Genomic DNA, 25,424 nt, shown 5'->3' with positions numbered 1-25,424 from the left:
GCAGCGACATGAGCCAGACACTGACCCTGCGACGCCCGGACGATTGGCACTTGCACCTGCGTGACGGTGCGATGTTGGAGGCTGTCCTACCTGCCACTGCCCGGCACTTTGCCCGCGCCATCATCATGCCCAATCTGGTGCCGCCGGTGGTGACCGCCGCGCAGGCCAGCGCGTACCACGACCGCATCCGTGCCGCGATTCCCGAAGGCATGGATTTCACCCCGCTGATGACCCTCTATCTGACCGAAGACACCGATCCAGCGGATGTCGCAGCCGCACATGCCTCAGGTCTTGTGCATGCGGTGAAACTATATCCCGCGGGGGCCACAACCAATTCCGCCAGTGGTGTGTCCAACTTTGACAACGTGCATGCGGTGCTGGAGAAAATGGCCGAAATCGGCCTGCCGCTCTGTGTGCATGGCGAGGTGACGGATGCCGAGATCGACATCTTTGACCGTGAGGCGGTGTTCATCGACCGTGTGCTTGACCCGATCCGTAGGGCAACGCCCGGTCTGCGCGTCGTCATGGAACACATCACGACGCGGAACGCAGTGGACTATGCCCGGGCGCAGGACGACAGCCTGGGAGCCACGATCACCACGCATCACCTCGTGATCAACCGCAATCACATCCTCGCCGGCGGCATCAGGCCACATTACTACTGCCTGCCGGTCGCCAAACGGGAAGAGCATCGGCTGGCCCTGCGCGCGGCGGCCACGTCGGGAGAGGCGCGGTTCTTCCTCGGCACCGATTCCGCCCCGCACACGGACACCAACAAGCTGCTACCCTGCGGGTGTGCGGGCTGCTTTACCGCGCCCAACACCCTGTCCATTCTCGCCCATGTCTTCGAAGAGGAAGACGCGCTCGACCAGTTGGAGGCGTTCACCTCCCTGAATGGCCCCGCCTTTTATCGCCTGCCCGCCAATACCGACACCATCACCCTGGAAAAAACCGGTGCATCCTACCCCTCTCACATCGAAACCGCTGACGGGCCGGTCACCGTTTTTGATCCCGGCTTTCCGCTGGCATGGGCCGTGCGCTAGTTTCTTCTGGCCAGAAATATCCCCGCCGGAGGCAAGACTCATTCCGTCACGACAGCAAAGGACCACATGATGACCCCCAGCAGCTACCCCGACGCCACCGAAATGGCCCGCCTCACCGCGCGCATGCTGCTGGAAATCAAGGCCGTCCACTTCAACGCGGCCGAGCCTTTCACCCTCGCCTCGGGCCTGCCCAGCCCCACCTACATCGATTGCCGCAAGCTGATCAGCTATCCGCGCATCCGCTCAACACTCATGGATTTCCTGACCGTCACCGTGATGCGCGACGCGGGCTTCGAAGCCTTCGACAACATCGCCGGCGGCGAAACGGCGGGCATCCCCTTCGCGGCGTTGGTCGCCGAACGGATGGGCCTGCCGATGACCTATGTGCGCAAAAAGCCCAAGGGCTACGGTCGCAATGCCCGTATCGAAGGCGACATGAGCGAAGGGCAACGCGTGCTGCTGGTCGAAGACCTCACCACCGATGGCGGCTCCAAGCTCTCTTTTGTCGATGCGATTCGCGACACGGGTGCGACCTGCGGGCACACGGCGGTGATCTTTTACTACGGGATTTTCCCGGAGACGGAAAAGACCCTTGGCGATCATGGGGTTGCTCTGCATTCCTTGTGCACCTGGTGGGATGTGCTGGCTGAAGCCAAGGCGCAGGCTGCGTTTGACGCCACAACGCTGAGTGAAGTCGAAGCCTTTCTGAACGATCCCCGTGCTTGGCAGCATGCGCGCGAAAACACCTGATCTTCCACCACATCTTGTTATCTTCGTGCATGAAGCGCCAGCATGATGTAGTCTTGGGTTTATCCACAGGTTGTCCAGAGAAACATACAATTTGCCTCTGGTGAAACGGACGAGCTAAGAAACCGCCGGGACAAGGTGAGACAGGCATGAACGAAATCGCAGCATTCAATCCAACCGGCGTCGACGTGCAATCGCCGGAGACCATGCCGCACTCCATCGAGGCTGAGCAACAGCTTCTGGGCGCGATCCTGACCAACAATGACATCTATGACCGGGTGGCCTCTATCATCGGTCCGAAACATTTTTATGACCCGGTGCACGCGCGCATCTTTGAAATTGCCGCCGCCCGGATCGCCAAAAACAACCTCGCCTCTCCGGTGACGCTCAAGGCCTTCATGGAAGATGATGAGGGCTTGAAGGAACTGGGCGGCCCCGCCTACCTCGCGCGCCTCGCCGGGGCGGCGATTTCCGCCTTCGCCGTGCGCGACTACGCACAGATGATCTATGATCTTGCCGTGCGCCGCGACCTGATCCAGCTGGGCCGCGAAATCTCCGACAAGGCGGCGACGGTCGATGTCGCCTCCGAGCCGCGCGAGCAGATCGTGGAGGCCGAACAAGCCCTCTACAAACTGGCGGAACAAGGTCAGGTTGAAAGTGGTTTTCAGAGCTTTCTCAAGGCTGTAACGGACGCTGTTAATGTAGCTAATGCCGCCTATCAGCGTGACGGCGGCCTTGCGGGCGTTTCCACCGGCCTGATCGATATGGACAAGAAACTGGGCGGGCTGCACCGCTCCGACCTGCTCATTCTTGCGGGCCGTCCGTCCATGGGCAAAACCTCGCTGGCCACCAATATCGCCTTCAACATCGCCAAGGCCTACAAGCGCGGTCAATTGCCGGACGGCTCCGAGGGGGCCATCGACGGCGGCGTTGTCGGCTTCTATTCGCTTGAGATGAGTGCCGAGCAGCTCGCCGCACGGATCCTGTCAGAGGCAGCAGAAGTGCCCAGCGAACAGATCCGTCGCGGCGATATGACCGAGACTGAATTCCGTCGTTTCGTCGATGCCGCCAAGGCGCTGGAGGCCTGCCCGCTTTACATCGACGACACGCCCGCGCTGCCGATCTCGCAGCTGGCGGCCCGTGCGCGGCGTCTGAAACGAACCTACGGGCTCGATGTGCTGATCGTGGACTACCTACAGCTGGTGCGTGGCACCGGCAAATCCGAGAACCGCGTGAATGAAATTTCCGAGATTACCATGGGCCTCAAGGCCATCGCCAAGGAGCTGGACATCCCGGTGATTGCGCTCTCGCAGCTCTCGCGTCAGGTGGAAAACCGCGAGGACAAGCGCCCGCAGCTCAGCGACCTGCGCGAATCCGGCTCCATCGAACAGGACGCCGACGTGGTGATGTTTGTGTTCCGCGAGGAATACTACAAGGAACGCGAAAAACCTGGTGACCACGATCTCGAAGCCATGGCCAAGTGGCAGGAAGAGATGGAACGCCTGCACGGTCGCGCCGAGGTGGTGATCGGCAAGCAACGCCACGGCCCTATCGGCACGGTTGAACTGAGCTTCGAGGGCCGCTTCACCCGCTTCGGCAACCTCGTGCAGCCCTGGCAGCAAGGCGGCGACCGGGAATTCTGACCCCGACCGGGTATCTTCACGTATCCTAAGACAGTTAAGTGCTGTCGCGTGCAACCGCATGCGCAAGGCGCAGTACGTCATCGACGTGCGCGCTGCAGGAAAGCCTCCCCTCTAGAACATCGGTCGCAGGCACCCAGGCCGCCGCGCTCGCGTCGTCATTCGCGTCCGGCGTTCCGCCCAGGTAGTCGCAGAGCACCGCCGCGAGCAGGAAATGGAACTGCATATCGCCGCTTGCGTCGCGGTGGATGACATCAATGTTCGTGAGATACTGCACCGGTCGGCCATGCACGCCAGTTTCCTCCCGCAGCTCCCGCGCCGCAGCAGCAAGCGCCGTCTCTCCGAGGTTCACATGCCCGCCGGGAAACCCCCAGAGGCCTGCATCCGGCGCGTTTTTGCGCTTTACCAGAAGGACATGATCCACGCGGATCACCACGGCAAGCGCTGCCAGTCTGGGCGTGCTGGTCATGATCGGTGCGATTCCCCCCCGTGCCGTGTCTTCAGATCACCATAGGTGGAAAGGAGGGCGCCTGGGCAACAAACATCATGCAACGACAATCCAGCCGGATGATCTCGACCCAGCGTGCTGGTTGTACATCCCCACCCGCTACTCTCGACATACGCGGGTGCGGTTTGCGTCGGATATCCTGCCCGAATTTTCGCGAATTGCCCCGTTGCATGCAGCTTTGTCATTTGTGATTGGACAGGCTCCGCATTCTCTGGCGCAATGGGCGCATGCGACACTGGCTTGCCTTGCTCCTGATCCTGCCCACCTTCCTGTCCGCACAAGATGTCGAAGTGGATGTGGAGCTTTTCCTCGCCGTTGATGTCTCGCGTTCCATGTCGCCTGCAGAGCTGGAAATCCAACGCCGGGGCTATGCCGAAGCGCTCACCAGCCCGCAGGTGATGAAGGCCATTGAGAACGGTCTGCTGGGCCGCATCGCCATTACCTATGTGGAATGGGCGGGCGAGTATTCACAACGGGTTGTCGTGCCCTGGACCTTGCTTGCCACGCCCCAGGAGGCACAAGCGATTGCGCATAGGATCACGGCGCGGTTCGATGCGGGCCTCAGGCGCACGTCGATCTCGGGCGCCCTGCTCTATGCCGCAGAGGATTTCGACGGCAACGGTTTTCAGGGCCTGCGCCGGGTAATTGATGTCTCCGGTGACGGACCGAACAACCAAGGTCGCCCGGTGGAACGCGCCCGTGACGCGGCGCTGGCGGATGGGTTCATCATTAATGGTTTGCCGTTGATGACGCAGGACCCTTTGAGCGAGATTTGGGGCATTCCAGATTTGGACATTTACTACCGGCACTGCGTGATCGGGGGCCCGGGCGCTTTTGTGATTCCGGTTCTGGCCTGGGATCAGTTCGCAGATGCCGTCAAACGCAAGCTGGTGTTGGAGATTGCCGGCCTGCCTGCGCGCATCTACCGTGCACAACTCACACAAGAACAACCCTACGATTGCCTGATCGGTGAAAAGATGTGGGAACAGAACCGGGCTTATTTCGACATTCCCTGACCAGGCGACGCCATCTGCGCACGGGCTTGCCCAAGGCCCAATTTTCACTTGACGCTCGCCCGATCCCTGTCAAAACGCGGGAATGGCCAGTGCAATTCTTTCCATCGACATGACCGCCCTGATTGACAATTGGCGCAACCTCAGCGCCATGGCGCAATCGGATGCCGGTGCCGTTGTCAAAGCGGATGCCTACGGTCTGGGCTTGAAGCCCATCGCCAGTGCGCTGGCGCGGGCCGGGGCGCGCACGTTCTTCGTCGCCATGGCCGAAGAAGGCGCTGCCCTGCGACAGATCCTTGGCAAAGGCCCAAAGATCAACGTCTTTTCGGGGCATATGGAGGGCGACACCGCCCTGATCCGCGACGCTAACCTGACGCCGATGCTGAATTCCATCGACCAGATGCTGCGCCATGTGGAAGCCCTGCCCGGTCACGCTTTTGGTATTCAGCTGGATACCGGCATGAACCGGTTGGGTATGGAAGATGCGGAGTGGGCCGCCCTGCGTGACGTGGCGCTCAGCCAGAACCCGACGCTCATCATGTCGCACCTCGCCTGTGCCGACGCGCCCGATCACGCAATGAACGCCCGGCAGCTGCAGACCTTCGTAGAGATGACGCAAGGGATCGACGCGCCGCGCTCTCTGGCGGCGACAGGTGGCATCCTGCTGGGGTCTGACTACCATTTCGACATGATCCGCCCCGGGATCGGCCTGTACGGCGGCCTGCCTTATGTGGACGCCCGCCCGGTTGTGGCCCTGCATGTTCCCGTGATCCAGATCCGTGATGTAAGCGTGGGCGAGACGGTGGGCTATTCGAACACCTGGGTGGCGCGCGGCCCGTCGCGGATTGCCACCATCGCCGCCGGATACGCGGACGGGATCATCCGGGCCATGGGACCGCAGGCGCATCTGCACACCGGCAGCTCCGCCGTGCCGGTAGTCGGGCGGGTTTCCATGGACATGATCGGTGTGGATGTGACCGGGCTGGCCGAAGAGCCGGACACCCTGGAGCTGATCGGCCCACATCAATCGGTGGACACCGTCGCCGGATTTTCCGATACCATAGGCTACGAAGTCCTGACCTCTCTGGGAGCGCGGTACAAACGCGTCTACGTCTGATGAAACCGCTCGCCCTGATAGGCCGCACAGTGATGGCGGCCCTGGCCACGATTGGCCGGATCGCGCTCTTCGGCGTAGAGGCCATCAGCCATATGTTGCGCCCGCCCTTCTATGGCCGCGAGTTCCTCTCCGCCCTGCTCAACATTGGATGGCTATCATTGCCGGTCGTCGGGCTGACGGCGGTCTTCACCGGAGGGGCGCTGGCGCTCCAGATTTACGCGGGTGGCTCGCGGTTCAACGCCGAGGCGGTGGTGCCGCAGATCGTCGCCGTCGGCATGGTGCGCGAGCTTGGCCCGGTGCTGGTCGGCCTCATGATCGCTGCGCGCGTGACCTCTTCCATTGCCGCCGAAATTGCGACGATGAAAGTGACCGAACAGATCGACGCGCTCGTCACCCTCTCCACACACCCGATGAAATACCTGACCGTGCCGCGCGTGCTGGCCGCCGTTCTGGTGGTGCCGCTGCTTGTCGGCGTGGGGGACATCATCGGGGTCTTTGGCGGCTATGCCGTCGCCACCGGCACGCTGGGGTTCAACCCGGCAGGGTACATCCGCAATACGGTCAATTTCCTTGAGCCGTTGGATATCATCTCCTCGCTTACAAAAGGCGCCGTGTTTGGCTTTGCCGCCGCACTCATGGGCTGCTTTCACGGCATGAATTCGGGCCGTGGCGCCATGGGCGTGGGACGGGCCACGAAGTCCGCCGTCGAAGGCGCTGCAATTCTTATCCTGGCTGCCAATTTCGTGCTCACAGGGGTGTTTTTCACGCTATGATCGAGATGAAGGGCATCCAGAAATCGTTCGGGTCAAACCACGTGCTGCGGGGTCTCAACCTGTCGATCCCCAAGGGAACCTCGATGGTGATCATCGGCGGTTCGGGCACCGGTAAATCCATTGCGCTGAAGTGCATCCTCGGCCTCGTCAAGCAGGACAGCGGCAGCATCACCGTCGATGGCAAAGACGCGGGCACCGGTGACCGCGATGCCTTTCTGGCGCGGTTCGGCATGCTGTTTCAGGGCGGCGCGCTCTTTGACAGCCTCCCCGTCTGGCAGAACGTTGCCTTCCGGCTGCTGCGCGGCTCGCTTAAACGTCCGCGCGAAGAAGCCCGTGAAATTGCCATCGAAAAGCTGCGCCGCGTCGGCCTGAAATCGGACGTGGCAGACCGGTTCCCCGCAGAACTTTCGGGCGGCATGGCCAAGCGCGTGGGCCTCGCCCGCGCCATCGCCGCCGAGCCCGAGATCATCTTTTTCGACGAGCCCACAACCGGTCTCGACCCGATCATGTCAGGCGTGATCAACGAACTCATCCGCGAGATCGTGGTGGAGATGGGCGCGACAGCCATGACCATCACCCACGACATGACCTCCGTACGTGCCATCGCCGACAATATCGCCATGCTGCACGACGGCGTGATCCAATGGACGGGACCGGTGAGCCAGATGGATAACAGCGGCAATCCTTATCTGGACCAGTTCATCCAAGGCAAGGCCGACGGCCCGATTGAAGCTGTCAGGTAAGGTTTTTGGCGACAATCCAAGCCACAAAACGCGTTTGATCACGGACAGCGAACAATCTTCGCGCGTAAGGTACGCCGTTCACCAATATCCTGCTTTCATTATAATTTTTGCCAGTTTTGGTGTATTCTGTCCCAGTAACGGTGTTTTTTGCCGACCTGTAATGATTTTGTTCGGAGTATTTCATCATGGAAATAGCCCGCCCTCTTGTCGCGATTATCCGCTCTGTCTGCCAGACCTTTTCGCTCTTTCTGATCGTCACATCCGCCTGTCTGCTGGTGATCGGTTCCGCCCTTGCCTTTAGCGGGCTGCTGCCGTGGGTGGAGCTCTCACTGGGCATCAATGGCGTACCAGTGGATCAGGCGGGCATGTACGCACAGCTGACTTTGACCGCCTTGCTTCTGGTGTTGTGCTTTTTTGTGCCCACCAACAACCGCATCATGCGGCTGGAGGCGGCGCATCACCGCTTTTCGATGCGCATGGAAGACGTGACCCGGGCCTACGCTTTGGCCCATGCAGAAGACCGCAAAGGCACCTTTCAGGCCGCGGCGGAATATGACGCCGTCAAGGAACGCATGGAGTTTCTGGGCGATCATCCGGATCTGAGCAGTCTGGAGCCCGATCTTTTGGAAGTGGCCGCCCAGATGAGCCAGATCAGCCAGAACCTCGCGCAGGCCTATGCCGACGAGAAGGTAGACCGCGCCCGTGAATTTCTTGTGCAGCGGCAGCAGGAGGTCGCGCTGTTTCAGGAGCGGCTCGACCATGCCAAGGCGCTGAACTACGACATCCGTCAGTGGCTGAACCGGGTGGAGATGGACGAAGCCGTGGCGCAGTCCCAACTGGATAGGCTGGTCAGTGAGTTGGATGAGGTCCTGCCCGAGGCCAGAAAACAGGCAGCGGGCATGGGCGGTCGCGTTGTGCGTCTGAGCAACGTCGCCGCTGAGTAGCCCGCGCTTTACCCTTTGACGCGGCAGGACGGCTGGGGCATGAAAGCCGAATGGCAAAATCCCCCTCCTTTTCCTGTTCCGCCTGCGGCAATGTCACCACCAAATGGGCCGGGCGCTGCGAAGCCTGCGGCGAGTGGAACACCATCTCCGAAGACGCCGGCATCTCGAAAGGCCCGGCGAAATCGCTGGGCGGCAAGCGCGGTGCGTCGATTGTCCTGACCGATCTTGCGACCCAAGAGGCCCCGCCGCCCCGTACAAAAGCGGGGATCGAGGAATTGGACCGTGTTCTGGGCGGGGGTCTGGTACCGGCCTCTGCGATCCTTGTCGGTGGCGATCCGGGTATCGGCAAATCCACCCTGCTCTTGCAGGCCGCGGCGCAATTTGCCCGCTCCGGCCTCAAGACCATCTATGTCTCCGGCGAGGAAGCCGCAGCACAGGTGCGCATGCGCGCACAACGCCTCGGGCTGGCAGCCGCGCCGGTGAAGCTGGCCGCTGAAACCAATCTACGTGATATTCTGACCACGCTGGAAACAGAAAAGCCACAGCTCGCCATCATCGACTCCATCCAGACCATGTGGGCCGACAACGTGGAATCAGCGCCCGGCTCCGTCAGCCAGGTCCGTGCCGCCGCCCATGAGTTGACCAGTTTTGCCAAACGCAAGGGGATCAGCGTGATCCTTGTGGGCCATGTGACCAAGGACGGCCAGATCGCGGGCCCGCGCGTGGTCGAGCACATGGTCGATACCGTGCTTTATTTCGAAGGCGAGCGCGGGCACCAGTTCCGCATCCTGCGCGCGGTGAAAAACCGCTTTGGCCCGGCGGACGAGATCGGCGTGTTCGAAATGACCGGCAAAGGGCTTTCAGAGGTGGCCAACCCGTCCGCACTTTTTCTTTCTGAACGGGGGGAGCCGTCGCCCGGATCGGTGGTTTTTGCCGGTGTCGAAGGCACGCGCCCCGTTTTGGTGGAGTTTCAGGCCCTTGTCGCCCCCTCACCGCATGCGCAGGCGCGGCGCACGGTTGTCGGCTGGGACGGCGGGCGGCTCGCGATGATTCTTGCCGTGCTGGAGGCGCGCTGTGGCATCCCCTTTGCGGGCCTCGACGTCTATCTTAATGTCGCGGGCGGCATGAAAGTCTCGGAGCCCGCCGCAGACCTCGCCGTGGCCGCCGCCCTTCTGAGCGCGCGGGAGGACGTGGCATTGCCCGCCGACACGGTGGTTTTTGGCGAAATCAGCCTCTCTGGCGCGCTGCGTCCCGCCACCCAGACCGAAAACAGGTTGAAAGAGGCGCAAAAACTTGGTTTCACCGCTGCAATTGCCCCCGGGGGCGGCAAAGCTGTTGGTGTCAGCGGGATTTCCCTGAACACGATGAGCGATCTGACCGGCTTTGTGGGCGAAATATTTGGCGCAGGCTGAAAGCCAAAAACGGAGAGGCGTTGAGCACTATGGAAGGTTTTACCATCATTGACGGCGTTGTGGCGCTGGTCATCATCGTCTCGGCGCTTCTGGCCTACGGGCGCGGGCTCGTGCGCGAAGTCATGGCGATTGTCGGCTGGATCGCCGCTGCTGTGCTGGGGTTTCTCTTTGCGCCGCAGGTGGAACCGCTGGTGCGCGAAATCCCTGTTGTCGGCGAATTCCTCGCAGACAGCTGCGAGCTGTCGATCATCGGCGCCTTCGCCCTCGTCTTTGCCGTGGCGCTGATCGTGGTGTCGCTCTTCACCCCGCTCTTTGCCTCGGTGGTGCAGCGTTCCGCTCTGGGTGGCATTGATCAGGGGTTTGGATTTGTTTTTGGGGTGGCGCGCGGCGTGTTGCTCGTGGCCATCGCCTTCTTTGTCTATGAGACCGTGGTCACGGGCGAAACTTACACCGTTGTCGATGAAAGCCGCTCTGCCGTGGTTTTTGCGCAAGTCTCCGACCGCATTCAGAACTCAGAGCCCGAGCAGGCACTGGGTTGGATCACCCAGCAATATGAAACCCTGGTCGGCAACTGCGGCACCTGATTTTTCAACGAATAGTCACTGGCTTCCCGCGAGACGTGTTGCCACCGTTGCCGCGAGGCGACAATTCCACATCAGATCATGATAGTTTCGTGACAGTGGCGGTCTGACGCCCTACATACAGGGCGACGCCTCTTACCGGATTCGGAGCTGCCCCGTTGTCCAAGATCATGCCTCCCGCACATCCTTTTGACACCTCCTTTCTGCGCGACGCGGATGAGGACGACAAGCTCAAGGAGGAATGCGGGGTTTTCGGGGTCATCGGCGTCGGGGATGCTGCGAATTTCGTAGCCCTCGGGCTGCACGCCCTGCAACATCGCGGGCAGGAGGCTGGCGGCATCGTCAGCCATCACCCAGAACACGGGTTCCAGTCCGCCCGGCGCTTTGGCTACGTGCGCGACAATTTCACATCGCAGAAGGTGATGGAAACCCTGCCCGGCCCGCTGGCCATCGGCCATGTGCGCTATTCCACCACCGGCTCCAAGGGCCAGACGGCGATCCGCGACGTGCAGCCCTTCTTTGGCGAGTTTGCCATGGGCGGGGCGGCGATTGCGCACAATGGCAACATCACCAATGCCAACGCCCTGCGGCGCGAGCTGATCGAGCGTGGCTCGATCTTCCAGTCGTCGTCGGACAGTGAATGCATCATCCACCTGATGGCCCGCTCGCTGCAACGCACGATCCCCGAACGGATGGAAGACGCGCTGCGCCGGGTTGAAGGCGCCTTCTCCGTGGTCGCCATGACCCGCACCAAACTGATTGGCGTGCGCGACCCGCTGGGCGTGCGCCCGCTTGTCCTCGGCAAGGTCGGCGAAGGCTGGGCGCTCAGTTCCGAGACCTGCGCGCTCGACATCATCGGCGGCGAATTCATTCGCGAGATCGAGCCGGGCGAAATGGTGGTGATCACCGCCAACGGCGTGGAATCGCACTTCCCCTTCCGTCCGCAAAAACCGCGCTTCTGCATCTTCGAGCATGTGTATTTCAGCCGCCCCGACAGCATCCTCGGTGGCCGCTCCGTCTATGAAACGCGCGAGGCCATCGGGCGCGAGCTGGCCAAGGAATCCCCTGTCGAGGCGGATCTGGTCTGCCCCGTGCCGGACAGCGGCACGCCTGCGGCCATCGGTTATTCGCTGGCCTCGGGCATTCCTTACGCCATGGGCATCATCCGCAACCAATACATGGGCCGCACCTTCATTGAGCCGACCGAGCAGATCCGCAACATGGGCGTACGGCTGAAGCTCAACGTGAATCGCGCACTGATCAAGGGCAAGCGGGTTATTCTGGTAGACGACAGCGTGGTGCGGGGCACCACCAGCCGCAAGATCAAGGAGATGATCCTGGATGCGGGCGCCAAGGAAGTGCATTTCCGCATCGCCTCGCCGCCCACCGCCTGGCCCTGCTTTTATGGGGTCGACACGCCACAGCGCGAAAAACTGCTCGCCGCGACCATGTCCGAAGAGGAAATGCGCGATCATCTGCAGGTGGACAGCCTCAAATTCATCTCGCTGGATGGTCTCTACCGCGCCGTAGGAGAGGCCGATGGGCGCAACAGCATGCAACCTCAGTATTGCGACGCTTGCTTCTCCGGTGAATACCCTGTTGAGCCTGCCGATCAGATCGAAAGCGGATTTGAGATGAAGGCGGCGGAGTAACCCCTCCTGCCGCAATCCGTCAGCAAGCGGCGCCAGGATTAAAAGATGCACCCGCTCTCCGATGACATCGCCGCTGTGATCGAAAAATGGCCCGAAGCAGCACAGCTTAAATTCGCCGCGCTGCGCGAGACGTTGCATGACGTCGCCGCCCACGCCGAGGTTGGCGAGGTGACAGAAGCGCTGAAATGGGGCCAACCCTCCTGGCTGCCCGCCAAGCCGCGTGTCGGATCGACACTGCGCTGCGGCTGGCACGCCAGCGAGCCAAAAAAATTCAACCTCTATGTGCATTGCCAAACCACCCTGGCGGAGACGATGCGCAGCCTTTATCCGCAGGCCTTCGAGTATGACGGTCAACGGGCGCTGCGCATGGCCCTTGAAGACCCTGCACCAGCGGAGGCAATCGAGCACTGCGCCCTTCTGACGCTGACCTATCACCGCAAGAGCGCTTGACGCGCGCGCGCAACCCGCGCATGACCGCCGCATGATAAAAACAGCCCTTATCACCGGCGCGTCCCGTGGCCTCGGCGCCGCCCTCGCCGAAGCCCTGTGCCCATCCCACCACATCATCGCCGTGGCCAAAACCACCGGCGCGCTGGAGGAACTGGACGACCGGATCACCGCACAAGGCGGCAGCGCCACGCTGGCGCCGATGGATGTGACCAACGCAGAAGCCATGGCGACACTGTGCCGAGGTATCTTCGACCGCTGGGGCAGCCTTGATCTGTGGCTGCACACCGCCATTCACGCGGCCCCTTTGGCGCCCGCCGATCACATTGATGCAAAGGATTTCGCCAAATCCACCGCCTGCAATGTCACCGCCACCGCCACCCTGATCAGCTATGTTGCCCCTCTGCTGGGTCAAAACGGGCAGGCGGTGTTCTTCGATGATCCAAACGCAGGCGCAAAATTCTTCGGCAGCTACGGCGCCACCAAATCCGCGCAAATCACCCTTGCAAAAAGCTGGCAGGCCGAAACCACAAAAACCGGCCCCAGGGTTCACATCCTGACACCAGAACAGATGCCCACTGCCACCCGCGCCCGCTTCTTTCCCGGCGAAGACCGCGCGCCCCTGAACGATCCCGCCGGTCAGGCGAAACGGCTTCTGGCAGAGATACAGGTTTCATCGGCACTATAAATATGCCCGCCGGAGGCACCCACCCTTGCCGCCTGCACACCCCTCGCCTATCAAGGCGCAAAGGGACCCATTCATGCGCATTCTCATCACAAATGACGACGGTATCAACGCCCCCGGTTTAGAGGTACTTCACGCCATTGCAACCGAACTTGCCGGCGACGGCGGCGAGGTCTGGACGGTCGCCCCCGCCTTTGAGCAATCGGGTGTTGGCCATTGCATCAGCTACACCCATCCGATGATGATCAGCGAATTTGGACCGCGCCGCTTTGCCGCCGAAGGGTCACCCGCCGATTGCGTACTCGCTGGGCTGCATGACGTGATGAAGGATTCGCCCCCTGATCTCGTGCTGTCTGGCGTGAACCGGGGCAACAACTCCGCCGAAAACACGCTCTATTCCGGCACCATCGGCGGCGCGATGGAAGCGGCCTTGCAAGGCCTGCCCGCCATTGCCCTGTCGCAATACTACGGACCGGGTAATGCCAAGACAGAGAACCCTTTCGAGGCAGCAGCCCAGCATGGCGCCGAGGTCGTCCGGCGCATTCTGGCCCGCACGCCGGAAGAAAACGGTGGCTACCGATTGTTTTACAACGTGAACTTCCCACCGGTCACGGGTGCGGACGTCAAGGGCATCCGGCTCTCCACCCAAGGCATGCGCCCGGGCACGGGGTTTTCAACCGAACCACATCTCTCCCCTTCTGGCCGCCGCTTTCTCTGGATCCGGGGCGGTAACCAGCAGATCGCCACAGCCCCCGGCTCGGACGCTGCCGACAACCTTGAGGGCTACGTGTCGGTGACGCCGATGCGCGCGGACCTCACGGCCCACGACATGATGGATCAGCTCTCGGACATCGCCACATGAGCGAGGACGCGGAACGCAAAATGCAGTTTCTCTACGCGCTCCGCTCCAAGGGGGTCACAGACAAACGTGTGCTTTCCGCGATGGAGGCGATTGATCGCGGACCCTTCATCCGGGGCATCTTTTCGGGTCGCGCCTACGAGGACATGCCGCTGCCCATCGCCTGCGGCCAGACCATCAGCCAGCCCTCAGTTGTGGGATTGATGACGCAGGCGCTGCACGTCAGCCCACGCGACAAAGTGCTCGAGGTTGGCACGGGCTCGGGCTACCAGGCCGCCATCCTCAGCAAACTGGCCCGGCGCGTCTACACCATCGATAGGCACAGCCGCCTGGTGCGCGAGGCGCGTGACCTTTTCGACGATATGGGTCTGACTAACATTACGGCGATCACGGCAGATGGCAGCTTTGGCATTGCAGATCAGGCCCCCTTCGACCGCATCATCGTAACCGCCGCCGCAGAGGACCCGCCCGGCACCCTGATGGAACAACTCAAGGTCGGTGGCATCATGGTGGTCCCTGTCGGGCAATCCGATGCGGTGCAGCACCTGATCGTGGTGCGCAAATCGGCAGAAGGCATTGAATACGAAGAATTGCGTCAGGTTCGTTTCGTGCCTTTACTCGAAGGCTTGGGAAAGGACACATAAGCTGTTATAAAGGGTGTTATAAAGTGTTGGACCAACCAATGCGTGGCCCGATTGAGGACAAGCAGATGACCCTGACGATTTCGCGCAGACGAGCGCGCCTTTCGCTGATGACCGTAACGTCACTGGTAGCACTGACCGCCTGTACCGATCCGCTGGACTTCGATCTGCGGGGCGGGCTTGGGGGCTTCAGTACCGCAAGCGCCGCAACCGGCGCCGCAACGGCCGAGCGACCACAGCCCGATGATCGCGGCGTCATCTCCTACCCGAACTACCAAGTGGCGGTGGCCGAACGCGGCGATACAATCCAGAGCATTGCATCGCGCCTCGGCGTCAGCACACCAGAGCTGGCGCGGTTTAACGGGATCGAGGCCGATGTGCCGCTGCGACAGGGCGAGGTGATTGCCTTGCCGAAACGCGTGGCTGAACCCTCCCCTGCAACGGGCGCCGTGGGAACCGGCCCGATCCAGTCCGGCAATGTTGATATCGGTACGCTGGCCGGCGACGCGATCAACCGGACGCCAGAAGGTCAGGGCGTGCAAACGGCTGCCCTTCCTCCGGCAACAACGGCAGCAACGCCAAAACCACAAACCGGTGATGAACCCACCCGCCACAAGGTTGAACGTGGCGAAACCGCCTATACCATCGCGCGCCTCTATCAAGTACCGGTCAAATCGCTGGCTGAATGGAACGGGCTGGGCTCAGATTTTGCCATTCGTGAGGGGCAGTACCTATTGATCCCGGTTGCGAAACAGGCGGCCCCGGTTGCCGCCACTGTCACCAAGCCCGGCGCAGGCTCTCCCACGCCGACCCCGCCCAGTGCTGTGAAGCCTTTGCCCGAGGCCGAGCCTCAGAAGACTGTCGCGGCCCCACCGCCGGTGGATGTGGGCGAACAGACCCAAACCTCTTCGGACGCGCGTATGGTGTTCCCCGTTACCGGTTCGATCATCCGCGAATACGCCAAGGGCAAGAACGAAGGCATCAACATCAAGGCCGACGCCGGCGCCCCCGTCAACGCGGCGGATGCAGGTACGGTGGCTGCGATCACGAAAAGCGCCGATGGCATTCCGATCATTGTTGTCCGGCACGACCCTGAGTTGCTGACTGTCTATGCAAATGTGACAGATGTTTCCGTGGAAAAAGGCACCAAGATCAAACGCGGTCAGCCCATTGCAAAACTGCGCAGCGGCAGCGATGCCTACGTGCATTTTGAGGTGCGCAAAGGCTTCGACAGTGTCGATCCGATGCCCTACCTGCAGTGATAGGCGCGCCGATCAAAACAATCTAAAAGTGTTAACGCACTGAAATAACCCGGGAAATGCCCTGATCCTGCCCCAATGCCGGATCACGGGCCATTCTGCTGCCGCGTTTCACCGTCAGAAACAATCCAACAGGTTTTCAACCATTGGACGGCACCTATGGCGATTTTCTACGCCTATACATTCGCCATTTTCGGCACACAGTCATCAACCACTGGTGGCGCGGCGATTGACTATCGCTTCGCCCCCAGCGGGGTCTGGCGCTATACCGGCACCGACACCTATTTCGTTGTCGAGGAAAACGACGGGGCCACCCAATTCAATGGCGATCCGACAAATGAAGAAGTCTCGGCGCAGGAACAGATTGGCGGTACCTGGGAGCAAACCACCGATATCGGCGGCACACAGACCCAGCTGATCTGGGACTATACTTTCGAAGTGACCGACGGCGCCGATACGTGGCGAGTCGCTGTCATCGACGTCGATCTGAACAATGACGATGCCATCCAGGCAGGTGCGGAAAACGGATACTTCCTGGTCTTTCCCGACGGCATGCCCCCGGCAGACACCGACCTGAACGTCCTTGGCATCGTCGAGAATGATAATAGCACGCCGCATCTGGGTCTCGGGGCTACTGTTGTCTGTTTTGCGGCGGGAACGCTGATCGAAACACCATCCGGGCCGCGGGCTGTAGAGACGTTGAAGGCAGATGACATGGTGTTGACACGGGAAGCTGGCGCACAGCCGCTGCGATGGGCGGGCGCGACCATGGTGCCCGCAGTGGGCGATCTTGCGCCCATCGTCATTTCAGCAGGCGTTTTAGGAAACGACCGCGATCTGATTGTCTCGCCACAACATGCCTTGCTGCTGGAAGACTGGCGGGCGGAGCTGCTGTACGGCGCGCCGGATGTCCTGGTACGCGCTGTCGACCTTCTGGGACACGACGGTGTCTACAGACGCCCCGGGGGTATCGTGACTTACTGTCACATCCTCTTTGATGCGCATCATCTGGTGCAGGCCTCGGGATTGTGGTCGGAAAGCCTCTATCCCGGTGACATGACGCTGCAGACTGTGAATCCGGCGGCGCGGATGGAAATCGAAACGCTCTTCCCGGACCTGCAGTCCTTTGGACCCAAGGCCGCGCGCTGCTTGCGCCGTTTCGAGGCGGCGTGCCTGCTCTCATGACCCATTCCTTGAGAAAAACCGCACAGACGGTCACGGCATCGTTCTTTCTCGGCAACAAGGACAGCGGATTCTGCAAATCGCTTTGCATCACTTTGCAACGCAACCGAACGGCAATGAGATGCTCTGGACGCCGCACCAAGGTTGTTCGCCTGGTTCAGCCCGTCAATCGGCCAACACCACACCCCGCCTGCCCGCCAAATCGGTAAAGTACTGCCAGGCCACGCGGCCCGAGCGCGCACCACGTGTGGCCTGCCATTCAATGGCTTCCGCATGCAGGTCATCTTCCGAGATTTCGACACCATAGGCATCGCAATAGCCGCGGATCATCTCCAAATACTGGTCCTGGTCGCAAGGGTGGAAGCCCAGCCACAGCCCAAACCGATCCGACAGCGATACCTTTTCCTCAACCGCTTCGGAGGGGTTGATCGCGCTGCCACGCTCGTTTTCGATCATGTCACGGGGCATGAGGTGGCGCCGGTTCGATGTCGCGTAGAACACCACATTCTCCGGTCGCCCTTCGATACCACCGTCCAGCACCGCTTTCAGGCTCTTGTAGTGCGCATCATCATGGCCAAACGACAGATCGTCGCAAAACAGAATGAAACGATAGGGCGCACCGCGCAGCAGGTTCAACAGGCGCCCAACGGAGGGCAGATCCTCGCGCTGCAATTCGACGATGCGCAAAACCTCATGTTGTGCACGAACTTTGCCATGTATTGCCTTCACAAGGCTTGATTTTCCCATACCTCGTGCGCCCCAAAGCAGCGCGTTGTTTGCGGGCAATCCGCGGGCAAACTGTTCGGTATTCTTCAGCAAGGTATCCCGTGATCGGTCCACACCAACCAGCAAAGGCAAATCCACCCGCGCGACATGCTGCACCGGTTCCAGACGATCCGGGTCCACATGCCAGACAAAGGCCGGAGCCGCGGAAAAATCAGGCGCGGGTTGCGGCGCTGGCGCCATGCGCTCCAGTGCCGCCGCGATGCGGTCCATCGGATCGTCGATCACTTCAGTTGGTCCTCGGAGATGTCATCGGCTTCTTCATCGTCATCCTCGAACCAGACACCTTCCTCGCGCAGCTTCGCTTCGCGCTTGGTCTCCACCCGCCGGACAAGGAAAATAGACACCTCGTAGAGCCCGTAGACCACTGTGAAGAGAATGCCCTGCGTGATGACATCGGGCGGCGTGACCAAGGCAGCCAGCACGAGAATGGCCACGACAGCATATTTCCGGACATTGCCAAGCCCCTCGGCGTTCACCAACCCGGCCTTGCCCATCAGGGTCAGAAGCACCGGCAGTTGAAAGCAAAGCCCAAAGGCCATGATGAATTTCAGCGTGATATCAAGGGATTCGTTCACCTTCCCGAAGAAGGTAATGCGAATACCCTCCTGCGCAGCGCCAGCGGCAACCGGTACCTGATCCGCGCCAGTGACAGACCCCATAAGGTCCGCGATGATCGAGGGCACATCCGCAAAGCCGAGGAAAAAGGCCATGGCCAGCGGCGTCACGACGAAATGTGCAAAGGATGCGCCCAGCAGGAACATGACGGGCGATGCGATCAGAAAGGGCAGAAAGGCGTTCTTTTCCGTACGGTAAAGCCCCGGCGCGACGAAGCGCCAGAGCTGCACCCCGATCACGGGAAAGGCCAGCGCAAAGCCAAAGACCATGGAGATGCGGAACAGGGTGAAGAGGTATTCCTGGGGCGAGGTGTACTGCATGGTGGGCGACGGATCGCCCAATTCCCTCAGGGTTTCCTCGATCGGACCCAGGAGGAATTGCAGAATCGGCTCGGCCACCGTGAAGACCAGCACGATACCGATCAGGAAGGCGATCACAGAGCGGATCAGCCGTGTGCGCAACTCCGCCAGATGCTCGATCAGCGGGGCGGCGCTTTCGTCAATGTCGTCAGATGCGCTCATGTTTCACTCTTTGCAGGTGGCTCGGAATCACGCGCCGCCTCAAGCTCGGCCGCCTTGGCCTGCGCTTCCTGCGCCTCTTTCATCTTGCGATCCGCTGCAGCGCGCGCCGTGGCGGCCTGAATTTTCTTGGTGTCTTCCGCCCGTTGAGCCGCCAGCTTGCCGGTCTCACTGTCAGGATCGAAGTTGCCCAGATCGGCAGCGGCGGATTTGACACCATCCATCGCGGAGTTAATCGGGTTCGTTGCCGTTTTCAGCCCCTTGGCCACGTCTTTCATACCGGTTTCATCGGCGGCATCATTCATGGCCCGGCTGAACTCGCGCGCCATGCCCTTGGCCTTGCCCACCGCCTGCCCCAGCTTTCGGAACAGAACCGGCAAATCCTTGGGACCCACAACAATGAGTGCGACGATGCCGATGACCAGCATCTCCGTCCAGCCGATGTCGAGCATGGTTTAGACCTTGTCTTTCTCGGTCTCGGGGGTGACGTCCTTGGCCTCTTCGGCCTTGGCGATTTCGTCCTGGCCTTCGCTGATGCCTTTCTTGAACGAGGTGATGCCCTTGCCCACTTCGCCCATGAGGCTCGAGATTTTGCCACGGCCAAAGAGCACAAGCACCACCACGGCAATCAGCAGCAGGCCCGGCAGACCAATATTGTTCAACATGTCATTTCTCCCATATCGTGCGAATCCCGACAGCAGGGCCCCGCTCAAGTCGCGTATACAACTACGGAAATCCTGCAGATCCCGAAAGCGCTGATGCGTCCAAACGGCCTTGGACACCTGTCACTTATTCAAGAAATCACAGCCTTTGAACATCAACTGACAGGTTTATGTCAGTTGATGTCTGCCATGTCCACGTCGAACGCAAGATACAGAAAGGATACGTTCATGCGCACACTCACGCGTCTTACCCCCCTTTTACCATTTGCGGCAGCGGATACTGCCGGGGGCGGCACGGCACAGATGCCGGTTGCCGAAATTGTAACCTACACAGTCAAGGAGGGTATCAAAACCGAAGACCTGTTGCAGGCGGCGCGCAAGACCGAAGCCTTCCTGCGCGACACCGGTGCCGTTCTGTCCCGTCAATTGTCGCGGGATGAAAACGGCCTCTGGACCGACTACATCCTCTGGACATCGCTTGACGCGGCCAAGACCACCGAAGCGCAGGCAATGGAACGCCCTGAATTCGCTGCGTTCTTTGCCATGATGGCGGAGGGATCAGCACAGTTGCGCCATGCGCCGGTTCTGATGCAGATGGACTAGACAGCGGGTCGGTGGCAGGGTCGGCCCATGCGCCGCACTGACCGCCTTTTCGATATAATACAGATCCTGCGCGACGGGAAACTGCACCGCGCGCAGGACATCGCGGAAACCCTTGAAGTCTCAACCCGCACGATTTACCGGGACATGGACACGCTCGTGGCCTCTGGCGTCCCGGTGGAGGGCGAACGCGGCGTGGGCTACATGATCACCGAAGCGATCAGCCTGCCGCCGCTGAACCTGACCGTGGCGGAGCTGGAGGCGCTGAACCTCGGCATGGCGATTGTGGCGGAAGCCGCTGACCCTGATCTGAAAGCTGCCGCGCTCAGCCTTGCCGACAAGGTTGACGCGGTTCTACCCACAAAGACCATCGCCGATGCCGATCAGTGGAAATTTGCGGTCTACCCTTTCGCGGATGCTGCACGCGGGTTTGCCCACATGCCGACGCTACGCGCGGCGATCCGGGCGAAACAGAAACTGCGCCTGACCTATACCTCCAAGGAGGCCCGGGTGACCACACGTACGATCCGCCCCCTGCATATGGAGTACTGGGGGCGGATCTGGACGCTCACATCATGGTGCGAATTACGCAATGATTTCCGCGTGTTCCGGGTCGATCTGATCCAGACGGCGGAGGCGCTTCCCGAGCTTTTTGTCGATGAGCCCGGAAAGACGCTGGCCGACTATGTACCCTGAGGCGTCGCAGATCGGTCACCGCGCAAGGAACGCGAGACATTAACGCTTTCGCGCTCAGCAGCCCGCCGCGTTGTTCCCGGCAAGGCCACCCGCAACCGCACCACCGGCAGTCAGGATGTCTCTGCCGGATCCGCCACCCAGCTGATTGCCAACAGCAGCACCGGCCAGAGCACCGGCTACACCGGCGCCGGTGCATCCGACCTGCCGTTGCTGTTGCGGGGTTGTTGCACAGGCCTGCAGCAGTGCCATCACACCCAAAGCGCTGAGAATACCGAATTTTTTCATCGTACTGGTCCTTTTTCAAACATTGGGTCGCCCGCGACATGCAGCGCGCCCGTAAAGGGATAACGCATAAAGTCCGAAAATAGTCCAAACTATCGAAAAAAATTACTGGCTTTGAGCGCGCAGCCGCCAATCGGTTTGCGGCGGCAGAAATGCCTCCACGCTGGCTTGCGCGATCACAATCGGGTCATCCGTGTCCGTGCCGACGTTCAGCCCACCCTTGACCACAAGCACCTCTGCACGGCCCCGCGGCAGGGTTGACACGAGGGCGTCCACATCCACGGCCTCGGGGTCTTGCACCCCGACGGTGACCTGAACCCGCATCTGGTCGTGGCTCAGTCCAACCACGCCAAAGATCGGCAGCGACGAATGCCGAAACGCATCCTCGATCGCGCGTTTGGCCGCCTTGGTGTAATCCTGCCCGTGCAGGTCGTTGCCCATGCCCATTTCTATGATCAGACGTTGTTTAGCCATCGGCCCGCTCCATGTCAAAGCCCACGGTCAGCGCCACATTGGCCATGATCGTCGGGTTGCCCTCGCCCTCAGGGCGCGCAATATCCAGCCCGCCGTGCTGCACATGCACCTCTGCCTGACCGTAGGGAAAAACCTCGAGCACCTCGGCCACATTCACCGCCTCGGGATTTTGCACACCAATGTCGACGCGGATCTGCATATCCGTTTTCTCAAACCCGAAAAGCTCCGCCAGGTTGATCGAATTGTGCCAGAGCGCGTCCTTCACCCCCCGCACCGCCGCCTGCGTATAGTCGCCGCGCCGCAGCGACGTGCCCATCCCGAATTCCACCAGCAGTCTTGTCATCGCCATCCTCCTCTGCGCCCCTCAGGCATCGAATACAAAGCATCTGTCACGCCGGATCGTCAGCCACATGACGGTCCCCGGTTGCGGCAGGAACACATTGGGCACCGTCGCGCGCAGGACGGAGCCGTCATAGTCCATCGCAAACTCCACAAGGCTTTCATTGCCCATGAACCGCGCCCGCTGCACGACGCCCCGCGCTGCGGTGCCGTCCGTCGCGGTGGGTTTGGGCCCCTGCCCGTTGCGGTCGAAATCAATGCGCAGGTGTTGCGGTCGAAAGACGATATGTACGTCCGTGCCATCCGGAACACCGGGCGCCAGAAACTGACCGAAGGGGGTTTCCGCCAAGGCGCCGCTCACCGTGGCCCGCAGCACGTTGGCATCCGAAAAGAAAGCCACGGCGGCGCGGTCCACGGGCCGGGTATAGACATTATAGGGCGCGCCCTGCTGCACAATCCTGCCGTCGCGCATCAAAGCGATTTCATCGGCCATGCGCATGGCCTCTTCAGGCTCGTGGGTAACCAGCAGGACGGCTGTGTTCTCTTCCTTAAGGATGGTCAGGGTCTCGTCCCGAATGCCGTCGCGTAGGCGATTGTCGAGGCCAGAGAAGGGCTCGTCCATCAGCATGATCTTGGGCTTCGGTGCCAACGCGCGGGCCAGCGCAACGCGCTGCTGTTCCCCGCCTGACAGCTGATGTGGAAAGCCATCGATGAAGCGCATCAGGTCCACCCGCTCCAGCAGCTCCTCCACCCGCGCGCGTTTCTGGACTTTGGTGGCCCCCTTCAGGCCAAAGGCCACATTGTCGGCCACGCTGAGATGCGGGAAGAGGGCGAAGTCCTGAAACATCAGGCCGATCTCGCGCCTTTCCGGCGGCAGGCGGAAAATCGTGTCACAGACCAGTTGGCCGTCCACGTAAATCTCGCCGCTGTCCTGCATCTCCACGCCCGCGATCATCCGCAGGGTCGTGGATTTACCGCAACCCGAGGGCCCCAGCAGGCAGGTCACCTGCCCCGGCTGAATGGCAATGCTGACGTTATCAACCACGGCGCGCCCGTCAAAGACGCGGCGCAGGTTCCTGATTTCCAGCCGTGCAGGGGGAGTGGTCACGTGGCGGTCCAAATCCGATAGAATTCATCGGGTAACGGGCTATCAGCCCTTAGGCGCGCCCGCAAGCACTGTAGCCGCGCGCGCGCCTCCACAGTACAGGCAGATCGTCCCGCCCGAGATTCAACCGGCGCGGCCAAGACCCGCCTCAGCCCAGTTCGAAGGATGCCTGCGCGCGGTCCACGCCATTGACCTGAACCGTGATCAGATGTGTGCCGGGGTGCAGCGTAAATGTCGTCGCGTCGCCTTTCAGCTTGTGAACCTTACGCACCTCGAAGGGTTTTGCCGGGGTGCTCCTGCCCTGCTTCAGCTTGAACACTTTCGCCGCCTGTTTGCCGCCCGGACGGGCAAAGGTGATCCTGTAGTCCACCAAGAGCGGCAGATCGACCTCCGCCGCGACACGGCAGGAAAAGCACAAGGCCTCCCCCATCGCGACCTGCGGCGTTTCGATATCAAGGGCGACAGACACCGGCACCTCCCCGTCAAAGCCCAGGGCAGTCATCGCTCCTGGATGCCCCTGTTTGATCAGGGTGCGCAGGGCGTGACGGGTCATCCAGTCCAACTCCTTGGGTGTCTGCGTCGCCTTTGCCTGCCACGCCGACAGCCTGCCGAGCACCAGATCGTCATGAGTTTTGGAGAGGTCATTGAGATGGTTCGCGACAGAGCGCGTCACATAGCGCGTGGGATCCCCCTGCAGCCGGTCGAGCAGCGGCAGGGTCTGATCCGGTGTCAGCGTCACGGCCTTGGCCCAGGGCAGTTTCGGACGGGTGCCTTCGCTCACCAACCGCCGAACATGGTAGTTCTGATCCACGGCCCATGTGTCCAGATCGGCAAGCGTTGCCTCGGTCCAGCGGTTGAGGAAGGGGCGGATGTAGAATTCCATCGAGAACCGCTGCGTGGCGCGGTAAAGCAGTTCCATCGCGCGGTCCCGATGGTCCTCCAGCCCGTGCCGTACGGCCAGAATGCCCGGCACCGCGTGAATGAATTTGCCAAAATCATCGTCCTTGAGGCTGGAGTCCAGCGGCGCGGGCATAGCGGCTTCCAGCTGGTCCGCCATGGTCGGAAAGTCTCCCGCCAACTGCGTCTCGATGCAATCGGCGAGCCAGTCCAGTCGCGCCATCAATTCACGGTCGGGAAATCCTGCCAGCGCCTCCGCCTGAAACCTGTCGGCATCAAAGCCGGGGACAGCACCGGCGTATTCGCTGGCCAGCTGGCCAACGGTCTCGGCATTGAAAAGCGCATCTTTGAGAGAAAACCGTTCCGCCATGGATCAGATCGTGGCGTTGGTGGCGCCGCCATCGCACAGGATGTTCTGCCCGACGATAAACCCCGCGTGCTGCGAACACAGGAAGGCGCAAGTGGCACCGAATTCCTCTGCCGTGCCATAGCGCCCAGCGGGGATGGTGGCCGAGCGGCGCGCGCGCGCTTCTTCGATGGTGATGCCTTCCCGCTTGGCCACGGGGCCATCCAGCGCTTCGGCCCGGTCGGTTGCGTGAATACCCGGCAGCAGGTTGTTGATCGTCACGCCCGAGCCCGCCACCTGACGGCTGGTGCCCGCGACATAGCCTGTCAGCCCGGTGCGCGCCGCATTGCTGAGTCCCAGCTGCGGAATCGGAGCCTTGACCGATTGCGAGGTGATGTTGACCACCCGGCCCCAGCCCCGCTCCATCATGCCGGGCACCAGCGCCTTGATCATCGCGATCGGCGTCAGCATGTTGGCATCCAGCGCCTTGATGAAGTCTTCCCGATCCCAGTCATGCCACATGCCGGGGGGCGGGCCGCCTGCGTTGTTCACAAGGATATCAGCGTCTTGGGCTGCGTCGAGCACAGCCGCGCGCCCCTCCTCACCGGTCACATCCGCCGCCACCGTTTGAACGGACACACCGTGGGCCGCGCGGATTGCGTCGGCTGCGGTTTCCAGCGCATCTGCACCCCGTGCATTCAGGACGAGATCGCAGCCCGCGGCCGCCAATGCCTGCGCGCATCCAAACCCCAACCCCTTGGAAGAGGCACAGACAACCGCCCGTTTACCATTAATACCCAAATCCATGTCATGCTCCTCCCGTGATTCATCGCATGCGTAGCACCTCGCACGCGGTGG

Annotated in this window: 30 protein-coding genes; 19 read left to right on the top strand and 11 right to left on the bottom strand. The window is 61.3% G+C overall.

Going from position 1 to position 25,424, the window contains the following annotated elements:
• The first annotated feature begins 8 nt into the window (after window positions 1–8).
• The 3 genes from pyrC to Q1A52_RS14895 all read left to right on the top strand — a co-directional run bounded on the left by pyrC (window position 9) and on the right by Q1A52_RS14895 (window position 3,433).
• Entirely contained in the window at window positions 9–1,043 is a 1,035-nt protein-coding gene (pyrC, locus tag Q1A52_RS14905) for a dihydroorotase (protein WP_300016916.1), read from the top strand.
• Window positions 1,044–1,112: 69 nt separating this feature from the next.
• Window positions 1,113–1,793 carry an orotate phosphoribosyltransferase gene (locus Q1A52_RS14900; protein WP_300016870.1) on the top strand — a complete coding sequence of 227 codons (681 nt, stop codon included), beginning with the start codon at window positions 1,113–1,115 and terminating at the stop codon, window positions 1,791–1,793.
• 146 nt (window positions 1,794–1,939) lie between these two features.
• A complete protein-coding gene (locus Q1A52_RS14895) occupies window positions 1,940–3,433 on the top strand; it encodes a replicative DNA helicase (protein ID WP_195820486.1) in 1,494 nt (497 codons plus the stop codon).
• 34 nt (window positions 3,434–3,467) lie between these two features.
• On the opposite strand, the gene Q1A52_RS14890 is transcribed toward Q1A52_RS14895, so the two are convergent.
• A complete protein-coding gene (locus Q1A52_RS14890) occupies window positions 3,468–3,899 on the bottom strand; it encodes an NUDIX hydrolase (protein ID WP_300016867.1) in 432 nt (143 codons plus the stop codon).
• Window positions 3,900–4,165: 266 nt separating this feature from the next.
• Between Q1A52_RS14890 and Q1A52_RS14885 the strand changes: the two genes are divergently transcribed.
• The 14 genes from Q1A52_RS14885 to Q1A52_RS14820 all read left to right on the top strand — a co-directional run bounded on the left by Q1A52_RS14885 (window position 4,166) and on the right by Q1A52_RS14820 (window position 17,249).
• Window positions 4,166–4,954 (top strand): DUF1194 domain-containing protein, encoded by a 789-nt coding sequence (locus Q1A52_RS14885; RefSeq protein WP_300016864.1) that lies wholly within the window; start codon window positions 4,166–4,168, stop codon window positions 4,952–4,954.
• Between the two features lie 82 nt (window positions 4,955–5,036).
• Window positions 5,037–6,068 carry an alanine racemase gene (gene alr / locus Q1A52_RS14880; protein ID WP_300016861.1) on the top strand — a complete coding sequence of 344 codons (1,032 nt, stop codon included), beginning with the start codon at window positions 5,037–5,039 and terminating at the stop codon, window positions 6,066–6,068.
• Window positions 6,068–6,841: an ABC transporter permease gene (locus Q1A52_RS14875; protein WP_299782976.1), complete on the top strand. Its 774-nt coding sequence runs from the start codon at window positions 6,068–6,070 to the stop codon at window positions 6,839–6,841. The genes alr and Q1A52_RS14875 overlap by 1 nt, the downstream gene beginning before the upstream one ends.
• Window positions 6,838–7,584, top strand: a complete 747-nt coding sequence (locus Q1A52_RS14870; RefSeq protein WP_299826971.1) for an ABC transporter ATP-binding protein — start codon at window positions 6,838–6,840, stop codon at window positions 7,582–7,584. The genes Q1A52_RS14875 and Q1A52_RS14870 overlap by 4 nt, the downstream gene beginning before the upstream one ends.
• Before the next feature lie 185 nt (window positions 7,585–7,769).
• Complete coding sequence (locus Q1A52_RS14865) at window positions 7,770–8,528, top strand: DNA repair protein (protein WP_300016858.1); 759 nt, start codon at window positions 7,770–7,772, stop codon at window positions 8,526–8,528.
• Between the two features lie 50 nt (window positions 8,529–8,578).
• Window positions 8,579–9,940 carry a DNA repair protein RadA gene (gene radA / locus Q1A52_RS14860; protein WP_300016855.1) on the top strand — a complete coding sequence of 454 codons (1,362 nt, stop codon included), beginning with the start codon at window positions 8,579–8,581 and terminating at the stop codon, window positions 9,938–9,940.
• Between the two features lie 29 nt (window positions 9,941–9,969).
• Window positions 9,970–10,524 (top strand): CvpA family protein, encoded by a 555-nt coding sequence (locus Q1A52_RS14855; RefSeq protein ID WP_299827137.1) that lies wholly within the window; start codon window positions 9,970–9,972, stop codon window positions 10,522–10,524.
• 167 nt (window positions 10,525–10,691) lie between these two features.
• Entirely contained in the window at window positions 10,692–12,173 is a 1,482-nt protein-coding gene (gene purF, locus Q1A52_RS14850) for an amidophosphoribosyltransferase (protein WP_300017335.1), read from the top strand.
• A 45-nt stretch (window positions 12,174–12,218) separates the two neighbouring features.
• Window positions 12,219–12,623 carry a DUF1801 domain-containing protein gene (locus Q1A52_RS14845; protein WP_300016852.1) on the top strand — a complete coding sequence of 135 codons (405 nt, stop codon included), beginning with the start codon at window positions 12,219–12,221 and terminating at the stop codon, window positions 12,621–12,623.
• 31 nt (window positions 12,624–12,654) lie between these two features.
• Window positions 12,655–13,308, top strand: a complete 654-nt coding sequence (locus Q1A52_RS14840; protein ID WP_300016849.1) for an SDR family oxidoreductase — start codon at window positions 12,655–12,657, stop codon at window positions 13,306–13,308.
• Window positions 13,309–13,381: 73 nt separating this feature from the next.
• A complete protein-coding gene (gene surE / locus Q1A52_RS14835; RefSeq protein WP_300016846.1) occupies window positions 13,382–14,167 on the top strand; it encodes a 5'/3'-nucleotidase SurE in 786 nt (261 codons plus the stop codon).
• Window positions 14,164–14,808, top strand: a complete 645-nt coding sequence (locus tag Q1A52_RS14830; RefSeq protein ID WP_300016843.1) for a protein-L-isoaspartate(D-aspartate) O-methyltransferase — start codon at window positions 14,164–14,166, stop codon at window positions 14,806–14,808. Before surE ends, Q1A52_RS14830 begins: the two co-directional genes overlap by 4 nt.
• A 65-nt stretch (window positions 14,809–14,873) precedes the next feature.
• On the top strand, window positions 14,874–16,067 hold the full coding sequence (locus tag Q1A52_RS14825; RefSeq protein ID WP_300016841.1) for a LysM peptidoglycan-binding domain-containing M23 family metallopeptidase: 1,194 nt from the start codon (window positions 14,874–14,876) through the stop codon (window positions 16,065–16,067).
• Between the two features lie 156 nt (window positions 16,068–16,223).
• Window positions 16,224–17,249, top strand: coding sequence for a Hint domain-containing protein (locus tag Q1A52_RS14820; protein ID WP_300016838.1), 1,026 nt, complete (start codon window positions 16,224–16,226; stop codon window positions 17,247–17,249).
• Window positions 17,250–17,411: 162 nt separating this feature from the next.
• Here the strand turns inward: Q1A52_RS14820 and Q1A52_RS14815 are convergent, their stop codons facing one another.
• Genes Q1A52_RS14815 through tatA form a run of 4 tightly spaced genes read right to left on the bottom strand, consistent with a single transcriptional unit; the run spans window position 17,412 to window position 19,830 of the window.
• A complete protein-coding gene (locus Q1A52_RS14815; protein ID WP_300016835.1) occupies window positions 17,412–18,257 on the bottom strand; it encodes an ATP-binding protein in 846 nt (281 codons plus the stop codon).
• A complete protein-coding gene (locus tag Q1A52_RS14810) occupies window positions 18,254–19,168 on the bottom strand; it encodes a twin-arginine translocase subunit TatC (RefSeq protein WP_300016832.1) in 915 nt (304 codons plus the stop codon). Before Q1A52_RS14810 ends, Q1A52_RS14815 begins: the two co-directional genes overlap by 4 nt.
• Entirely contained in the window at window positions 19,165–19,617 is a 453-nt protein-coding gene (tatB, locus tag Q1A52_RS14805; RefSeq protein ID WP_300016829.1) for a Sec-independent protein translocase protein TatB, read from the bottom strand. Before tatB ends, Q1A52_RS14810 begins: the two co-directional genes overlap by 4 nt.
• Window positions 19,618–19,620: 3 nt before the next feature.
• Window positions 19,621–19,830 (bottom strand): twin-arginine translocase TatA/TatE family subunit, encoded by a 210-nt coding sequence (gene tatA, locus Q1A52_RS14800; RefSeq protein WP_195820502.1) that lies wholly within the window; start codon window positions 19,828–19,830, stop codon window positions 19,621–19,623.
• 225 nt (window positions 19,831–20,055) lie between these two features.
• On the opposite strand from tatA, the gene Q1A52_RS14795 reads away from it, so the two are divergent.
• Window positions 20,056–20,430 carry a hypothetical protein gene (locus Q1A52_RS14795; protein WP_300016826.1) on the top strand — a complete coding sequence of 125 codons (375 nt, stop codon included), beginning with the start codon at window positions 20,056–20,058 and terminating at the stop codon, window positions 20,428–20,430.
• 27 nt (window positions 20,431–20,457) lie between these two features.
• Window positions 20,458–21,123, top strand: a complete 666-nt coding sequence (locus Q1A52_RS14790) for a YafY family protein (protein WP_299863383.1) — start codon at window positions 20,458–20,460, stop codon at window positions 21,121–21,123.
• Window positions 21,124–21,177: 54 nt separating this feature from the next.
• Here the strand turns inward: Q1A52_RS14790 and Q1A52_RS14785 are convergent, their stop codons facing one another.
• The 6 genes from Q1A52_RS14785 to Q1A52_RS14760 form a co-directional block, all read right to left on the bottom strand.
• Window positions 21,178–21,408 carry a glycine zipper 2TM domain-containing protein gene (locus Q1A52_RS14785; RefSeq protein ID WP_300016823.1) on the bottom strand — a complete coding sequence of 77 codons (231 nt, stop codon included), beginning with the start codon at window positions 21,406–21,408 and terminating at the stop codon, window positions 21,178–21,180.
• Window positions 21,409–21,510: 102 nt separating this feature from the next.
• Window positions 21,511–21,879 carry a Lin0512 family protein gene (locus tag Q1A52_RS14780; protein ID WP_300016820.1) on the bottom strand — a complete coding sequence of 123 codons (369 nt, stop codon included), beginning with the start codon at window positions 21,877–21,879 and terminating at the stop codon, window positions 21,511–21,513.
• Complete coding sequence (locus tag Q1A52_RS14775; protein ID WP_300016817.1) at window positions 21,872–22,222, bottom strand: Lin0512 family protein; 351 nt, start codon at window positions 22,220–22,222, stop codon at window positions 21,872–21,874. The genes Q1A52_RS14780 and Q1A52_RS14775 overlap by 8 nt, the downstream gene beginning before the upstream one ends.
• A 21-nt stretch (window positions 22,223–22,243) precedes the next feature.
• Window positions 22,244–23,326, bottom strand: coding sequence for an ABC transporter ATP-binding protein (locus Q1A52_RS14770; protein ID WP_299782936.1), 1,083 nt, complete (start codon window positions 23,324–23,326; stop codon window positions 22,244–22,246).
• A gap of 145 nt (window positions 23,327–23,471) precedes the next feature.
• On the bottom strand, window positions 23,472–24,590 hold the full coding sequence (locus Q1A52_RS14765) for a hypothetical protein (protein ID WP_300016814.1): 1,119 nt from the start codon (window positions 24,588–24,590) through the stop codon (window positions 23,472–23,474).
• A 3-nt stretch (window positions 24,591–24,593) separates the two neighbouring features.
• Window positions 24,594–25,373 (bottom strand): SDR family oxidoreductase, encoded by a 780-nt coding sequence (locus Q1A52_RS14760; RefSeq protein WP_300016811.1) that lies wholly within the window; start codon window positions 25,371–25,373, stop codon window positions 24,594–24,596.
• Window positions 25,374–25,424 lie beyond the last annotated feature (51 nt).

It is taken from the genome of uncultured Roseobacter sp. (assembly GCF_947488185.1).
Lineage (GTDB): Bacteria > Pseudomonadota > Alphaproteobacteria > Rhodobacterales > Rhodobacteraceae > Roseobacter.
This window is presented reverse-complemented; position numbering and strand designations above follow the sequence as displayed.

Bases quoted from the DNA above. Each gene is read 5' to 3' on its own strand.
- Q1A52_RS14760 (WP_300016811.1), bottom strand. From the start codon at position 25,373: ATGGATTTGGGTATTAATGGTAAACGGGCGGTTGTCTGTGCCTCTTCC.
- purF (WP_300017335.1), top strand. From the start codon at position 10,692: ATGCCTCCCGCACATCCTTTTGACACCTCCTTTCTGCGCGACGCGGAT.
- Q1A52_RS14780 (WP_300016820.1), bottom strand. From the start codon at position 21,879: ATGGCTAAACAACGTCTGATCATAGAAATGGGCATGGGCAACGACCTG.
- alr (WP_300016861.1), top strand. From the start codon at position 5,037: ATGGCCAGTGCAATTCTTTCCATCGACATGACCGCCCTGATTGACAAT.
- Q1A52_RS14845 (WP_300016852.1), top strand. From the start codon at position 12,219: ATGCACCCGCTCTCCGATGACATCGCCGCTGTGATCGAAAAATGGCCC.
- surE (WP_300016846.1), top strand. From the start codon at position 13,382: ATGCGCATTCTCATCACAAATGACGACGGTATCAACGCCCCCGGTTTA.
- tatA (WP_195820502.1), bottom strand. From the start codon at position 19,830: ATGTTGAACAATATTGGTCTGCCGGGCCTGCTGCTGATTGCCGTGGTG.
- Q1A52_RS14855 (WP_299827137.1), top strand. From the start codon at position 9,970: ATGGAAGGTTTTACCATCATTGACGGCGTTGTGGCGCTGGTCATCATC.
- Q1A52_RS14765 (WP_300016814.1), bottom strand. From the start codon at position 24,590: ATGGCGGAACGGTTTTCTCTCAAAGATGCGCTTTTCAATGCCGAGACC.
- Q1A52_RS14865 (WP_300016858.1), top strand. From the start codon at position 7,770: ATGGAAATAGCCCGCCCTCTTGTCGCGATTATCCGCTCTGTCTGCCAG.
- tatB (WP_300016829.1), bottom strand. From the start codon at position 19,617: ATGCTCGACATCGGCTGGACGGAGATGCTGGTCATCGGCATCGTCGCA.
- Q1A52_RS14810 (WP_300016832.1), bottom strand. From the start codon at position 19,168: ATGAGCGCATCTGACGACATTGACGAAAGCGCCGCCCCGCTGATCGAG.
- Q1A52_RS14885 (WP_300016864.1), top strand. From the start codon at position 4,166: ATGCGACACTGGCTTGCCTTGCTCCTGATCCTGCCCACCTTCCTGTCC.
- Q1A52_RS14895 (WP_195820486.1), top strand. From the start codon at position 1,940: ATGAACGAAATCGCAGCATTCAATCCAACCGGCGTCGACGTGCAATCG.
- Q1A52_RS14785 (WP_300016823.1), bottom strand. From the start codon at position 21,408: ATGAAAAAATTCGGTATTCTCAGCGCTTTGGGTGTGATGGCACTGCTG.
- Q1A52_RS14900 (WP_300016870.1), top strand. From the start codon at position 1,113: ATGACCCCCAGCAGCTACCCCGACGCCACCGAAATGGCCCGCCTCACC.
- pyrC (WP_300016916.1), top strand. From the start codon at position 9: ATGAGCCAGACACTGACCCTGCGACGCCCGGACGATTGGCACTTGCAC.
- Q1A52_RS14875 (WP_299782976.1), top strand. From the start codon at position 6,068: ATGAAACCGCTCGCCCTGATAGGCCGCACAGTGATGGCGGCCCTGGCC.
- Q1A52_RS14825 (WP_300016841.1), top strand. From the start codon at position 14,874: ATGACCCTGACGATTTCGCGCAGACGAGCGCGCCTTTCGCTGATGACC.
- radA (WP_300016855.1), top strand. From the start codon at position 8,579: ATGGCAAAATCCCCCTCCTTTTCCTGTTCCGCCTGCGGCAATGTCACC.
- Q1A52_RS14840 (WP_300016849.1), top strand. From the start codon at position 12,655: ATGATAAAAACAGCCCTTATCACCGGCGCGTCCCGTGGCCTCGGCGCC.
- Q1A52_RS14870 (WP_299826971.1), top strand. From the start codon at position 6,838: ATGATCGAGATGAAGGGCATCCAGAAATCGTTCGGGTCAAACCACGTG.
- Q1A52_RS14775 (WP_300016817.1), bottom strand. From the start codon at position 22,222: ATGACAAGACTGCTGGTGGAATTCGGGATGGGCACGTCGCTGCGGCGC.
- Q1A52_RS14890 (WP_300016867.1), bottom strand. From the start codon at position 3,899: ATGACCAGCACGCCCAGACTGGCAGCGCTTGCCGTGGTGATCCGCGTG.
- Q1A52_RS14820 (WP_300016838.1), top strand. From the start codon at position 16,224: ATGGCGATTTTCTACGCCTATACATTCGCCATTTTCGGCACACAGTCA.
- Q1A52_RS14830 (WP_300016843.1), top strand. From the start codon at position 14,164: ATGAGCGAGGACGCGGAACGCAAAATGCAGTTTCTCTACGCGCTCCGC.
- Q1A52_RS14795 (WP_300016826.1), top strand. From the start codon at position 20,056: ATGCGCACACTCACGCGTCTTACCCCCCTTTTACCATTTGCGGCAGCG.
- Q1A52_RS14790 (WP_299863383.1), top strand. From the start codon at position 20,458: ATGCGCCGCACTGACCGCCTTTTCGATATAATACAGATCCTGCGCGAC.